Annotated in this window: 13 protein-coding genes; 3 read left to right on the forward strand and 10 right to left on the reverse strand. The window is 67.0% G+C overall.

The genetic code is table 11. The annotated features are described in order from the left end of the window. Window positions 1-91: 91 nt before the first annotated feature. From ccoS to ccoN, 7 genes are read right to left on the reverse strand one after another with little or no spacing between them, the layout of a single operon-like run. Window positions 92-334: a cbb3-type cytochrome oxidase assembly protein CcoS gene (ccoS, locus tag CIW53_RS16150; protein ID WP_149365752.1), complete on the reverse strand. Its 243-nt coding sequence runs from the start codon at window positions 332-334 to the stop codon at window positions 92-94. Then, window positions 331-2,583, reverse strand: coding sequence for a heavy metal translocating P-type ATPase (locus tag CIW53_RS16155; RefSeq protein WP_149365753.1), 2,253 nt, complete (start codon window positions 2,581-2,583; stop codon window positions 331-333). Before CIW53_RS16155 ends, ccoS begins: the two co-directional genes overlap by 4 nt. Continuing rightward, a complete protein-coding gene (locus CIW53_RS16160; RefSeq protein WP_149365754.1) occupies window positions 2,580-2,810 on the reverse strand; it encodes a hypothetical protein in 231 nt (76 codons plus the stop codon). The genes CIW53_RS16155 and CIW53_RS16160 overlap by 4 nt, the downstream gene beginning before the upstream one ends. Next, window positions 2,794-3,702 carry a cytochrome-c oxidase, cbb3-type subunit III gene (gene ccoP, locus CIW53_RS16165; protein WP_149365755.1) on the reverse strand — a complete coding sequence of 303 codons (909 nt, stop codon included), beginning with the start codon at window positions 3,700-3,702 and terminating at the stop codon, window positions 2,794-2,796. The genes CIW53_RS16160 and ccoP overlap by 17 nt, the downstream gene beginning before the upstream one ends. Beyond that, window positions 3,699-3,890: a cbb3-type cytochrome c oxidase subunit 3 gene (locus CIW53_RS16170; protein WP_242451948.1), complete on the reverse strand. Its 192-nt coding sequence runs from the start codon at window positions 3,888-3,890 to the stop codon at window positions 3,699-3,701. Before CIW53_RS16170 ends, ccoP begins: the two co-directional genes overlap by 4 nt. Then, window positions 3,887-4,546 carry a cytochrome-c oxidase, cbb3-type subunit II gene (ccoO, locus tag CIW53_RS16175; RefSeq protein ID WP_149365756.1) on the reverse strand — a complete coding sequence of 220 codons (660 nt, stop codon included), beginning with the start codon at window positions 4,544-4,546 and terminating at the stop codon, window positions 3,887-3,889. The genes CIW53_RS16170 and ccoO overlap by 4 nt, the downstream gene beginning before the upstream one ends. 9 nt (window positions 4,547-4,555) lie before the next feature. Further along, a complete protein-coding gene (ccoN, locus tag CIW53_RS16180) occupies window positions 4,556-6,022 on the reverse strand; it encodes a cytochrome-c oxidase, cbb3-type subunit I (protein ID WP_149365855.1) in 1,467 nt (488 codons plus the stop codon). A 352-nt stretch (window positions 6,023-6,374) separates the two neighbouring features. On the opposite strand from ccoN, the gene ispG reads away from it, so the two are divergent. Together ispG and CIW53_RS16190 are read left to right on the forward strand one after the other, a co-directional pair. After that, window positions 6,375-7,634, forward strand: a complete 1,260-nt coding sequence (ispG, locus tag CIW53_RS16185; RefSeq protein WP_149365757.1) for a flavodoxin-dependent (E)-4-hydroxy-3-methylbut-2-enyl-diphosphate synthase — start codon at window positions 6,375-6,377, stop codon at window positions 7,632-7,634. A gap of 104 nt (window positions 7,635-7,738) precedes the next feature. Further along, window positions 7,739-8,587, forward strand: coding sequence for an HD domain-containing phosphohydrolase (locus CIW53_RS16190; RefSeq protein WP_242451949.1), 849 nt, complete (start codon window positions 7,739-7,741; stop codon window positions 8,585-8,587). On the opposite strand, the gene aat is transcribed toward CIW53_RS16190, so the two are convergent. The 3 genes from aat to trxB all read right to left on the reverse strand — a co-directional run bounded on the left by aat (window position 8,566) and on the right by trxB (window position 11,539). Next, entirely contained in the window at window positions 8,566-9,294 is a 729-nt protein-coding gene (gene aat / locus CIW53_RS16195; RefSeq protein ID WP_149365759.1) for a leucyl/phenylalanyl-tRNA--protein transferase, read from the reverse strand. The two genes, CIW53_RS16190 and aat, sit on opposite strands and share 22 nt — an antisense overlap. Next, the gene (locus CIW53_RS16200; protein WP_149365760.1) at window positions 9,291-10,463 is read right to left on the reverse strand and encodes a peptidogalycan biosysnthesis protein; all 1,173 of its coding nucleotides are present in this window, start codon (window positions 10,461-10,463) and stop codon (window positions 9,291-9,293) included. The genes aat and CIW53_RS16200 overlap by 4 nt, the downstream gene beginning before the upstream one ends. Window positions 10,464-10,576: 113 nt before the next feature. After that, window positions 10,577-11,539 (reverse strand): thioredoxin-disulfide reductase, encoded by a 963-nt coding sequence (gene trxB / locus CIW53_RS16210; protein WP_149365762.1) that lies wholly within the window; start codon window positions 11,537-11,539, stop codon window positions 10,577-10,579. Window positions 11,540-11,758: 219 nt separating this feature from the next. Here trxB and ald point away from each other — a divergent pair, with 219 nt between their 5' ends. Next, entirely contained in the window at window positions 11,759-12,823 is a 1,065-nt protein-coding gene (gene ald, locus CIW53_RS16215) for an alanine dehydrogenase (protein ID WP_149365763.1), read from the forward strand. Window positions 12,824-12,854: the final 31 nt, after the last annotated feature.

Consider the following 12,854-nt stretch of genomic DNA (forward strand, 5'->3'; position numbering starts at 1 on the left):
GATCGATTGGGGTGAAAGGGTCTTCCGCGCGCCGTTCGGGCTGGGCGTGGCGGCGCAGGCGCGGGGCCGAAGCCGCGCCTGCCTTCTGCGCTCAAGGTGATCGGTTGGGGTTGCGCGCCGGGCCGGCAGCGTCGGCTGGGAGTGTCCGGGGCGTCGGGTCTTCCTGCGCGGTTGCGGGCGCGGATTGCGTCTCGACCGGGTCGTCCAGCAGCGGCAGCGTCGCGGGGCTGTCGAGGTCGTCGAACTGCTGGTGGTTGACCGCCCAGAAAAACAGCGCCACCGCGACCAGCACGATCAGCAAGGTGACCGGGATCAGCACCAGCAGGATGTTCATGCGTGCAGCTCGCGCGGTCGGCGTGCCGGATCCGGTCGGGCAGCCGGCGCGGCGCGGCCGACGCGCAACGCATTCAGGATCACCAGCAGCGAACTCAACGACATGCCGATGGCGGCCAGCCACGGCGGCACCAGCCCGATGGCGGCGAACGGGACGGCGCACAGGTTGTACAGCAAGGCCCAGCGGCGGCTTTGCGTCATCACCTGCTGCATTTGCCCGGCGATCACGCGGGCATCGGTCAAGCCGTCCAGACGGCCATCCAGCAACAGCAGGTCGGCGTGCGCCAGGGCCAGTTCGGTACCACTGGCCAGTGCCGCGGAGACATCGGCGCCGGCCAGTACCGGCGCGTCGTTGCTGCCGTCGCCGACCGCCAGGGTGACATGGCCGTCGCGTCGCGCTGCCTGCAGTCGTTCGAGCTTTTCGGCGGGCGACTGGCGCGCGTGCCAGTCGTCGATGCCGAGACGTCCGGCCATCGCGGCGACGCGGTCCGCGCTGTCGCCGCTGGCGAGCGCGGTCGCCACGCCGTCGGCGCGCCATGCGTCGAGCACGCGACGCGCGTCGGGGCGCGGTTGTTCGTCGAGATGGAAGGCCGCGATCGCACCTCGTGCATCGGCCAGCAGCAATGCGTTGGTTGCCGCCGCCGGTGCCGGCTGGCCGCTCGCGGCCAGCGCGAAATCGGGGCGACCGAGATACAACGTGCGGCCATCGACCTCGCCACTGAGGCCGCTGCCGGTGCTGACCTGCACCGACCGTGCTCGCCATGGCAGCGATGACTCGCGCGCGGCGGCAGCCAACGCGCGGGCCAGTGGATGCGAACTTTCATGGGCCAGTGCGGCGGCCAGTTGCAGTGCGTGTTCCGCGCTGTCGCCGCGCAGCGGCTGGATCGCGCGGCGATCGAGTTGCGGCTCGGTCAGCGTGCCGGTCTTGTCGAACAGCACGTAGTCGACGCGCGCCAGCGTGGCGAGCGCGCTGCCGTCGGTGACCAGTACGCCACGACCGGCCAGCACGCCGAGCGCGCGGGTCAGCGTGGCGGGCCGGGTCAGCGCGAATGCGCACGGGCAGGCGACGACCAGTACCGCCACCGCGGCCTCGAACGCGCGCGAGGGATCGACCAGCAGCCAGCCCAGCGCGGTGAGTGCAGTCAGCGCCAGCACGCGGGCGACGAAGCGGCCGACCTGGCGATCGCTGCCGCCGAACGCGCTGCGTGCCTGGCGCGCATGGGCGGCCAGCGCGCCCAGGCGCGCCGCCGTGGTGGCTGCACCACTGTGCTCCACGCGCATCTCGGCCGGCCCGGACAGCAGCATGCTGCCGGCGAGCAGTCGTTCGCCGCGCCTGCGCTGCAGCGGGCGCGATTCGCCCGACAGCAAGGCCTCGTCGACCTGCACGCCGGCGCTTTCCAGCATGCCGTCGGCGGGTACGGCGAGGCCTTCGGCGATGTGCACCAGGTCGCCGGGCAGCAGGGCGATCGCGGCGACGGTTTCCAGCGTGCCGTCGGCGCGTCGGCGCTGCGCCAGCAGCGGTGTGGCGTCGATCGCCGCATCGCCCAACGCGCCGCTGCGATGGCGCGAGCGCAGTTCCAGGTAGCGTCCGCCGAGCAGCAGGAACACGAACATGCTCACCGAATCGAAGTAGATTTCGCCGCTGCCGCGCAGCGTGTTGATCGCGCTGGCGAGAAAGATCAGGGCCACCGCCAGCGCCACCGGCAGGTTGAGGCCGAGGCGGCGTTGGCGCAGCTCGCGCACGGCACCGGCGAAGAAAGGCTGCGCGGAATAGAACACCACCGGCGCGCTGGTGATCAGGCCGAACCAGCGGAACAGGTCGCGCGTGCTGAAGTCGACGAAATCGACCACGCCGATGTAGATCACGAACGCGTATGTCATCACCTGCATCGCGCACATGCCTGCGACCAGCAGGCGTTTCAGCGCGTCGTGCTGTTCGTTCGAACGAGGGTCGTCGATGCGGTCATGCTGCAGCGGCTGCGCCGGACAGCCAGCGACGACGAAGTTGTCGAGCAACGTCGGCAGCGAGGTGAGCCGGGTATCCCACACCACCCGCACGCGCTGGGCCGGGCGGTCGATGGCGACCCGGCGGACGCCGGGCAGGGCGCGGATGCGCTGCTCGAGCCACAGCACTTGGCGGGCGTCGTCCAGCGCGTCGACGCGCAGCGCGATTTCGCTGCAGCCATCGCGGCGCGGCTGCAGCACCTGCGCGGCGAGTTGCGGCTGAGCCCACGCCGCGTGCGCGTTCACCGTGTGGGACCGGAGGGCGGCGGCCGCGGACTGCTGTGCGCGCTGACCGGCACGCCGAAAACGGTGGGCGAGGTTTCCAGCGGCGTGTCGCCGTGATGCATGCCGAGCACGATCATCCACACACAACCGGCCAGCGAGGCCACGAAGATGGCGATCCCCAGCCACAGCACCGGCTGGCGGTACCACGCCGCATGGCGGCGCGCAGCGGGGTCAGCGGTGGCCGGCATCGGCGTCGTGCGACAGGTGATAGACGTAGGCGGCGACCACGTGGATCTGGTCGTCGCTCAAGCGCGGACTCCACGCCGGCATGTGGCCCTGGCGACCGTCGTGGGTGGTCTTCTCGATGTTGGCCACGCTGCCACCGTGCAGCCACACGTGATCGGTGAGGTTGGGCGCGCCCAGCGCGGGATTGCCCTTGCCCTCGGTACCGTGGCAGGCGGCGCAGGTGGCGAACAGTGGTTTGGCCGCGGCCGCCTTCGCCGCATCGTGCGGGGCGCCGGACAGGCTCAGCACGTACTGCGCCAGGTTCTTCACGTTGTCCTCGCCGAGGCTGGCCCATGGCGGCATCACGCCCGCGCGACCGTCATGGATCGAGTGGGTGATGTCGTCGCCGCTGCCGCCGTAGAGCCAGTCGGCATCGGTAAGGTTGGGTGAACCCAAGGCGATGTTGCCGGTGGCGCTGCGCTGATGGCAGGCGGCGCAGTTGTCCTCGAACAGCACCTTGCCCATCTGCAGCGCGTCCGGATCGTTGGCGAGCTGTTCGACCGGATACAGCTTGAAGCGCTCCATCAGCGGGGCGAGCTTCGCTTCGTTGGCGGCCACGTTGCGTGCCAGTTCGCCATGCGCGGTCCAGCCGAGCGCGCCCTTGTGGTTGCCGAAACCGGGGAACAGATACAGGTAGGCAAACGCGGAGACGAACATGCTGGCCGAGAACAGTATCCACCAGCGCGGCAGCCGCCGCACGCCTTCGCGCAGCACGCCATGCGCCCATACGTGGCCGCTGGTGCCGTCGGGCAGGGTCGGGATTTTCGCGCGCGGACCCCACAGGAACAGGAAGAACGTGATGCCCATGTTCAGCACCACCAGAAACATCACCCACAACGACCAGCCGCTGCTCATGGGCGGTCCTCCTTCGCGATGGCATCGACATCGTCTTCCAGCGGCAAACGCGCCAGGCGATCGAAGCTGGACTTGTGATGCTTGCGCCAGGCCCAGATCCAGATGCCGATGAAGCTCGCCATGGTCAACACGGTGAATACGCCGACGACATGGCCCCAGATCGGACTGACCATCATCAGGGCGATCATGGCGCCGCTCCGTCGCTGGCCGGGGCAGCGGCTGCCTTGGCCGTCGCGGGTTCGTTCTTGATGCCAAGCCCCTGCAGGTAGGCGATCAACGCATCCATTTCGGTCTTTCCCTCGACCGCGGCGGGTGCCGCGGCGATGTCGGCATCGCTGTACGGATCGCCGAGTCGGCGCAAGGTGCGCATGCGCGCCTGCACGTCGGCGGCATCGATCTTGTTGTTCGCCAGCCACGGATAGCCGGGCATGTTCGATTGCGGCACCACGCTGCGCGGATTCATCAGGTGCATGCGTTGCCAGTCGTCCGAATACTTGCCGCCGACCCGCGCCAGATCCGGTCCGGTGCGCTTGGAGCCCCACTGGAACGGACGGTCGTAGACCGACTCGGCCGCGGTGGAGAAGTGGCCGTAGCGCTCGGTCTCGAAACGCAACGCGCGGATCATCTGGGAGTGGCACAGGTAGCAGCCGTTGGCCACATAGACGTCCTTGCCGATCAGCCGCAGCGGGTCGTATGGATGCACGCCTGGCGGTGCCTTCACCGAATGCGCCTCCATGAACAGCGGCGTGATCTCGGCCAGGCCGCCCAGCGACACCATGATCGCGATCAGGATGCCGAGCAGGCCGGCATGTTTCTCGATCGCTTCGAAATGTTTGTAAGCCATGGGTCCTCCTCAACCGGCCGCGGGCAGCGGGGCGGGTACCTGGTGCGGCACCGGCTCGGGGATCGGCACCGGGATCGGCTTGATCAGCCGTGCCCGCGCATCGGCGGCGGTGTACCAGAGGTTCCACGCCATCACCCACATGCCGGACAGGATCAGCACGCCGCCGCTCCAGCGGATCAGGTACATCGGCCTGATCGCGATCAGGCTGTCCAGGAAGCCGTAGGTAAGTGCACCGTCAGGATTGGTGGCGCGCCACATCAGGCCTTCGGTGACACCGGCGGTCCACATCGAGCCCACGTACAGCAACGTGCCCATGATGTGCAGCCAGAAGTGCAGCTCCATCGCCTTGCGCGAATGCATCTCCGGGCGGCCCAGCGCGCGTGGGGCCATCGCGTAGAGCGAGCCGATGGTGATCATCGCGACCCAGCCCAGGGAACCGGAATGCACGTGGGCGATGGTCCAGTCGGTGTAGTGCGACAGCGAGTTCACCGTCTTCACCGCCATCATCGAGCCTTCGAAAGTGGCGGCGGCGTAGAACACCAGCGACATCACCATGAACTTCGCGGCGGGGTCGGTTTTCAGCCGCCACCACGAGCCATTGAAAGTGAGCAGGCCGTTCGCTGCCGAACCCAGGCTCGGCATCAGCAGCACCAGCGAGAACGCCATGCCTACCGACTGCACCCAGTCGGGCAGGGCGGTGTACATCAGGTGGTGCGCGCCGGCCCACATGTAGACCGAGATCAGCGCCCAGAAATTGACGATCGAGAAGCGGTAGCTCCACAGCGGTTGCTGCGCCTGGCGCGGCACGAAGTAATACATCATGCCGAGGAAGCCGGCGGTGAGGAAGAACGCCACCGCGTTGTGGCCGTACCACCACTGCACCATCGCATCGACCACGCCGGAGTAGATCGGATACGACTTCCACATCGACACCGGCAGCGCCAGGTTGTTGACGATGTGCAACAGGCCCACGGCGATGATGAACGCGCCGTAGTACCAGTTCGCCACGTAGATGTGCTTGATCCGGCGGCGCGCCAGGCTGGCGAAAAAGACCACGCCGAAACTCACCCAGACGATCGCGATCAGAATGTCGATGAACCATTCCGGCTCGGCGTATTCCTTGCTCTGGGTGATGCCCAGCGGCATCGTGATCATCGACAGCACGATCACCAGTTGCCACCCCCAGAACGTGAAGCCGGCCAGCCGGCCCAGCGCCAGCCGGGCGTGGCCGGTGCGCTGCACGATGTAGTAGCAGGTGCCCATCAGGGCCGATCCGCCGAACGCGAAGATCACCCCGAAGGTGTGGTCCGGGCGGATCCGGCTGAACGTCAGCCAGGGGATGTCGAAGTTCAGCGCCGGCCACATCAGCTCGGCGGCGGCATACACGCCGACCGACATGCCTACGATGCCCCACACCGCGGCAGCCAGCAGGAACTGGCGCACCACCTTGTCGTTGTAGTGTTCGGTATTCGGCATGCGGATTCCCTGGCTCATTACTGCAATTTTCCGGTGAAGCATGCGGCCCTGCCATGACCTCGATCAAGCCGCTGCGGCAATCCGTCCGGTGTGCGCGACGCGGGTTTGTCGCGTGACCAGGGCGGTCCCCCAGTCAGCCTGCAAGGGTGCGCTGCATCGCCGGGTGAGGTGACAGCGGTGCAGCGCCTGCGGATATGCGGTCGGCGGCTGCGGAAAGCCTCGTGGGAGAGGACTTGCCGGACCCGCTTTTCAGCCGCCAGTGTGCGCCGATTTGTCACAGGACGGCAGCTCCGATCAGGTATCCTTGACGCCATCGCCGCGAACCATCGCGGCCTGTCTTCCGGTTGATTCCATGAGTGAGCTTGCTACACAGAAACCACGCCCGGCCGAGCCGGCATTGCGTCGCCCCAGCGTGTCAGTCCAGATCGGCAAGGTGAAGGTCGGCGGCGGTGCGCCGGTCGTGGTCCAGTCGATGACCAACACCGACACCGAGGACCCGGCCAGCACCGCCAAACAGATCGCCGAGCTGGCCCGCGCCGGTTCCGAACTGGTGCGTATCACGGTCAACACGCCAGCGGCCGCCGCCGCTGTCCCGCGCATCGCCGAGCGGCTGGCGATGATGGGCGTGGACGTGCCGATCATCGGCGACTTCCACTACAACGGCCACCTGTTGCTGGAACGCGAGCCGGCCTGCGCCGAGGCGCTGGCGAAGTACCGCATCAACCCCGGCAACGTCGGCTTCGGCAAGAAGCACGAAAGCCAGTTCGCGTCGATCATCGAGAAGGCGCTGCGCTACGACAAGCCAGTGCGCATCGGTGCGAACTGGGGTTCGCTGGATCAGGGCATGGTCACCGCGCTGATGGACGAAAACGCGAAGCGCGCCGATCCGTGGGACGCTTCGCACGTGGCGCGCGAGGCGTTGATCCGCTCGGCGCTGGACTCGGCCGCGCTGGCCGAGAAGATCGGGCTGGCGCGCGACCGCATCATCCTGTCGTGCAAGGTCTCCGGCGTGCAGGAACTGATCGCGGTGTACCGCGACATCGCCACGCGCTGCGAGTACGCGCTGCACCTGGGCCTCACCGAAGCCGGCATGGGTTCCAAGGGCATCACCGCGTCCAGCGCCGCGCTGGCGGTGCTGCTGCAGGAAGGCATCGGCGACACCATCCGCATCTCGCTCACGCCAGAACCCGGCGCGTCCCGCACCGGCGAGGTGATCGTGGCGCAGGAGCTGCTGCAGACCATGGGGCTGCGCTCGTTCACACCACTGGTCACCGCATGTCCCGGTTGTGGCCGCACCACCAGCGAGTTCTTCCAGGAGCTGGCCAAGACCGTGCAGGAGCACGTGCGCGAACAGATGCCGCTGTGGCGGGTGAAGTACGACGGCGTGGAGAACCTCACCCTGGCGGTGATGGGTTGCATCGTCAACGGCCCGGGCGAATCCAAGCACGCCAACATCGGCATTTCGCTGCCCGGCAACGGCGAGGCGCCAGCAGCGCCGGTGTTCATCGATGGCGAGAAGGCGATGACCCTGCGCGGCGACAATATAGCCAACGAATTCGTGGATATCCTCGACAATTACGTGGCGCGCACGTACGCGGCGCGGGCCAGCTGACAGCTGCGTCACAAACTTGCGCAGTGGGGCCTCCACATGATCGACACGGTGCCGGAAACGTGCGATGAATGGCCGCTGCAAAGCAGGATCAGCGGAGCCGTGTCTTGAGGACCAACCCCCAGTTCCGAACCGTACTCGTCTATGTCGTACTGTCCGCACTCTGGATATGGTTTTCCGACCGTGCGTTGGACGTGCTGGTGCAAAACGTCGCCCAGCTCACCTTCCTGCAGAGCGTCAAGGGTGGCCTGTTCGTGCTGGCCACCGGCGCGTTGCTGTACTGGATGATCGGTCGCGACCTGCGCCGGTTGAAGGCCGCCAACCAGATGCTCCTGCACGGACACACGCAGACCCTGCGCGTGCTGGTGTCGGCGATGGATATACGGCACAAGGAAACCGGCGACCATTCCGACCGCGTGATGCGCATGGCCGTCGGGCTGGCCCGCCTGGCTGGTGTGAACGGGAAGGCTTTGCGCAACCTCGGGTTCGGTGCCCTGTTGCACGACATCGGCAAACTGGCCTTGCCGGATGCCGTGTTGATCAAGCCCGGCAAGCTCGACGATGAGGAGATGGCGATCATGCGCCGGCATCCCGACATCGGCAACGAGCTCCTGCAGCAGGTCGATTTTCTGCGCGAGGCGAGTGATATCCCCTACAGCCATCACGAGCGCTGGGACGGTACCGGTTATCCGCAGGGCTTGCGGGGCGAGGAGATTCCCCTGGCCGCGCGCATATTCAGCGTGGTCGATGTCTGGGATGCATTGATCACGGTGCGTGTCTACAAGCCGGCGTGGCCGGAAGCGGACGTGCTGGATTATCTGCGCAGCGTCGCCGGCAGCCAGCTCGATCCGGACCTGGTGAACCTGTTCCTGCAACACTACGACGAGCTGAAGGCGATCGGCCAAACGCCGCAGGTCGCGGGACCCGCATACGCTCAGCTACCCACGCAAGGTTGAACCAGCTGCGGCGTGAGTTCGGCCCAGTTGCCGATCCGCCCGGGTAATCGGGTGAGTCGACCGACCTCCTGCAGAAATCGGTCGCGCGGTATTTCGGTCGCGCCCAGTTGCAAGGTGTGGGGGTTCGCCACCTGGGTGTCGATCAGCGGAAAGCCGAGGCCGTGCAGCAACTGGGCAAGGACGACCAGGGCGACCTTCGAACCGCCGCTTTCGGCGCTGAACATCGACTCGCCACAGAACAGCCGGCCGACCGCGACGCCGTAGATGCCGCCGATCAGCCGTTCGTCATCCCACACTTCCACGCTGTGCGCGTGACCTTGCCGATGCAGATGGATGTACGCCTCGATCATCGCCGGCACCAGCCAGGTGCCCGAATCGACATCGCGCGGTGCAGCGCAGGCGCGGATGACGGCGTCGAACGCGTGGTCGACGGTCACGCGCCAATGCTTGCCGGCAAGCTGGCGGCGCAGGCTGCGGTTGATCCGTGCCGTGTCGGTGCGGAACACGCAGCGCGGATCAGGTGACCACCACAGGATCGGCTCGCCTTCGCCGAACCATGGAAAGATGCCGAGACGGTAGGCGGCGAGCAGCCGCGAAGGCGACAAGTCTCCGCCAAATGCCAGCAGGCCGTTCGGCTCGGTCAGCGCATTGCGCGGATCGGGGAAACGATCCCAGGCGGCAGCATCCAGTAGCGGGAGGCGAATCATCGTTGGTCGGTGACGGTGTCGGCGTCGCGGTGGCCGCGGTCGGCATAAGGGCTGTGGCTCTGCAGTTCGGCGGCATAAGCATCGACCGCCGGCCGTTCGCCGGCCAGTGCTGCTGCCACGGCGGCACGAAAATCGGGGTTCGCGAGGTAATGCCGCGAATGGGTGCGCACCGGCAGGAAGCCGCGTGCCAGCTTGTGTTCGCCCTGCGCGCCGGGTTCGAAACGCGCGAGCTTGTGCGCGATCGCATGCTCGATGCCGCGGTAGTAGCACAACTCGAAATGCAAGCCCGGCACATCCACCGAAGCGCCCCAGTAGCGGCCGTACAACACGTCGCTGCCTTGCACGAACAGCGCCATCGCCACGATGGTTTCACCTTGGCGCGCCAGCGCGACCTGTGCGGTCCGACCGAGCTCGCCGAGTCGCAGGAAAAACGCCGCAGTCAGCGCCGCGTGGTTGCCCTTCATGTCGAACGTGGTTTCGTACAGCGCATGCAGTTGCCGCCATTCGTCGCGATCGAGCGTGTCGCCGCCACGCCACTCGATGGCCAGGCCGCTGGCCGCGACCTGTCGGCGTTCGCGCAAGATGTTCTTGCGCTTCTTGTGGTTGAGCGCGGCGAGGAAATCCGGGAAGTGGCGATAGCCGTGGTTGTGCCAGTGGAACTGCACGTCAGAGCGGGCCAGCCAGGCGTGATCGCTGCCGTCGAACGCGGCCAGCTCGGCGGCCTGCAGGAAATTGGCATGCACCGAGGACAGTCCCATTCGTTCCGCTTCGCCTTGCATGGCTTCGACCAGCGCGCGCTGCAGGAGCAGCGTGCGTTCGTCATTGCCGGCGAGCAGGCGCGGGCCGGGCACGGGCGAGTAGGGGACGGCGTTGAGAAGTTTCGGATAGTAATCGCCGCCGGCACGCTCCCACGCGCTGGCCCAGCTCCAGTCGAACACGAACTCGCCGTGCGAGTTGCCCTTCAGGTACAGCGGTGCGGCGGCGAGCAGGCGGCCGTCCTGGTACAGGCCCAGGTGATGAGCCTGCCAGCCCCAGTCGGGCCGGATGCAGCCGCTTTGCTCCAGCGCGTGCAGGAACGCGTGCGAGACGAACGGGTTGGCGTCAGCGCGCAGGGCGTCCCATTCCGCGGCAGGCAGTTCGGCGATCGCGGCGTGGAAGCGGATGTGCATGGCGGGCGTGGCCTGGCTGTGTAGGAGCCCGCTCGCGGGCGATGCTATTGTTCTGATGCTGAATAGGGAGATTCAGAGCAAAAAGCATCGCCCGCGAGCGGGCTCCTACAACATCAGCCGGCCGGGGTCTGCTGATCGAGCCAGCGTTCGGCGTCCAGCGCGGCCATGCAGCCGAAGCCGGCCGACGTGACGGCCTGACGATAAACATGATCGGCCACGTCGCCGGCGGCGAACACGCCGGGCACCGAGGTCATCGTGGCCATGCCGTGCTGGCCGCTGTGGATCTTGATGTAGCCGTCGTGCATGTCGAGCTGACCTTCGAAGATGCCGGTGTTCGGCGTGTGGCCGATCGCCACGAAGAAGCCGGTGGCCTCGATGTCGCGGGTGACGCCGGAGTTGACGTCCTTCACGCGCACGCCGGTGACGCCGGTGTCGTCGCCCAGCACTTCGTCGATGGTGTGGTTCCAGACCAGCTCGATCTTGCCGGCGGCGGCCTTCTCGAAGAGCTTGTCCTGCATGATCTTTTCGGCGCGCAGCTTGTCGCGGCGGTGCACCAGGTAGACCTTGCGGCCGATGTTGGCCAGGTACAGCGCCTCCTCGACCGCGGTGTTGCCGCCGCCGATCACCACCACGTCCTGGTCGCGGAAGAAGAAGCCATCGCAGGTGGCGCAGGCCGAGACGCCCTTGCCCTTGTACTTCTCCTCGCTGGCGATGCCGAGGTATTTGGCGGTGGCGCCGGTGGTGACGATCAGCGCGTCGGCGGTGTATTCGCCGGAGTCGCCCTTGAGCCGGAACGGGCGCTGCTTCAGGTCCACCGTGTGGATGTGGTCGAAGATCATCTCGGTGTGGAAGCGCTCGGCATGCTCGGCCATGCGCTGCATCAGCGCCGGACCCTGCAGGCCTTCGACGTCGCCCGGCCAGTTGTCGACATCGGTGGTGGTCATCAGCTGGCCACCCTGCTGCAGGCCGGTGATCATGGTCGGCTTGAGGTTGGCGCGGGCCGCATACACCGCGGCGGTGTAGCCGGCGGGGCCGGAGCCGAGGATCAGCAGGCGACTGTGTTTGGTGGTGCTCATGGTTGGTATAATCCTTGGGTTTACCGATGGCCTGACACTTCATTCGCTGCAGCCCCCGGCACGGTTTCCTCAAGCGAGGCCAGCGAGCGAGGCGGGTTGCGTGACCCCGCAAGGATGGGGAATACCCACGGCCGATTCAAGGTAGGCGACAGATTCACCGACACCACCGCAGCGTCAGCGCGATGGATCCACAACGTGCTCCCACAGGATTCTTTTTCCATGCGTATCGGTATCCCCTCCGAAACCAAGACCCTCGAAGGTCGTGTTGCCCTCGTTCCCGCCGCTGCCGCCGATCTGGTGCGCCGTGGCCACGAAGTGTTCATCCAGTCCGGCGCCGGCCTGAAGAGCGGCTTTGCCGACGAGGCCTACATCAAGGAGGGCATCAAGATCGTGCCCGACGCCGCCGCGCTGTACGAGGCCGGTGAGTTGATCGTCAAGGTGAAGGAGCCGGTCGCCGGCGACCTGGCGCTGCTGAAGAAGCACCACCTGCTGTTCTGCTACCTGCATCTGGCGGCCGAACCCGAACTGACGAAGAGCCTGCTCGACATCGGCCTGACCGGCGTGGCGTTCGAGTCGGTGGAAGAGAACGGCGCGCTGCCGCTGTTGCTGCCGATGTCGGTGATCGCCGGCCGCATCGCCACCCAGATCGGCACCACGCTGCTGCATCGCCCGCAGGGCGGCAAGGGCAAGCTGCTCGGCGGCATGGCTTCCACCCCGCGCGGCAAGGTGGTGGTGCTGGGCGCCGGCGCTGCCGGTGGTGCGGCTGCTGCGCTGGCAGCTGCCGCCGGCGCCAACGTGGTGGTGTTCGACAAGCGCCAGGACCGCCTGGCCGAGATGATGACGATGGGTCCGAACGTCACCGCGCTGTACGCCTACGAGTCCTCGGTGGCCGAGGAAGTACGCGATGCCGACATCGTGGTGGGTGCGGTGCTGGTACCCAGCGCCAAGGCGCCGCGCGTGGTCACCGAGGCGATGGTGAAGACCATGGAGCCGGGCAGCGTGCTGGTGGATATCGCGATCGACCAGGGCGGCTGCTTCGAGACCTCGAAGCCCACCACCTGGAAGGAACCGACCTACGACGTGCATGGCGTCACCCACTTCTGCGTGACCAACATGCCCGGCGCGGTGCCGCAGACCTCGTCGCTGGCGATCTCCGCCGCGATCCTGCCGTACGTGCAGCGCCTGGCCGCCGGCAACGAGTGGCGCGAGTTCGAACCGCTGAAGGTCGGCATCAACGTCGACGGCGGCAAGCTGGTGCATCCCGCTCTGCAAGGTATGCTCTGACCCTTGGCAGTCAAAAAGGGGGCACCCAAGG

The organism is Rhodanobacter sp. T12-5, assembly GCF_008329435.1.
In the GTDB taxonomy this organism is placed as follows: Bacteria; Pseudomonadota; Gammaproteobacteria; order Xanthomonadales; family Rhodanobacteraceae; genus Rhodanobacter.

Bases quoted from the DNA above. Each gene is read 5' to 3' on its own strand.
- CIW53_RS16160 (WP_149365754.1), bottom strand. From the start codon at position 2,810: ATGCCGGCCACCGCTGACCCCGCTGCGCGCCGCCATGCGGCGTGGTAC.
- CIW53_RS16200 (WP_149365760.1), bottom strand. From the start codon at position 10,463: ATGCACATCCGCTTCCACGCCGCGATCGCCGAACTGCCTGCCGCGGAA.
- ccoN (WP_149365855.1), bottom strand. From the start codon at position 6,022: ATGCCGAATACCGAACACTACAACGACAAGGTGGTGCGCCAGTTCCTG.
- ccoS (WP_149365752.1), bottom strand. From the start codon at position 334: ATGAACATCCTGCTGGTGCTGATCCCGGTCACCTTGCTGATCGTGCTG.
- ccoP (WP_149365755.1), bottom strand. From the start codon at position 3,702: ATGAGCAGCGGCTGGTCGTTGTGGGTGATGTTTCTGGTGGTGCTGAAC.
- ald (WP_149365763.1), top strand. From the start codon at position 11,759: ATGCGTATCGGTATCCCCTCCGAAACCAAGACCCTCGAAGGTCGTGTT.
- ccoO (WP_149365756.1), bottom strand. From the start codon at position 4,546: ATGGCTTACAAACATTTCGAAGCGATCGAGAAACATGCCGGCCTGCTC.
- aat (WP_149365759.1), bottom strand. From the start codon at position 9,294: ATGATTCGCCTCCCGCTACTGGATGCTGCCGCCTGGGATCGTTTCCCC.
- ispG (WP_149365757.1), top strand. From the start codon at position 6,375: ATGAGTGAGCTTGCTACACAGAAACCACGCCCGGCCGAGCCGGCATTG.
- trxB (WP_149365762.1), bottom strand. From the start codon at position 11,539: ATGAGCACCACCAAACACAGTCGCCTGCTGATCCTCGGCTCCGGCCCC.
- CIW53_RS16170 (WP_242451948.1), bottom strand. From the start codon at position 3,890: ATGATCGCCCTGATGATGGTCAGTCCGATCTGGGGCCATGTCGTCGGC.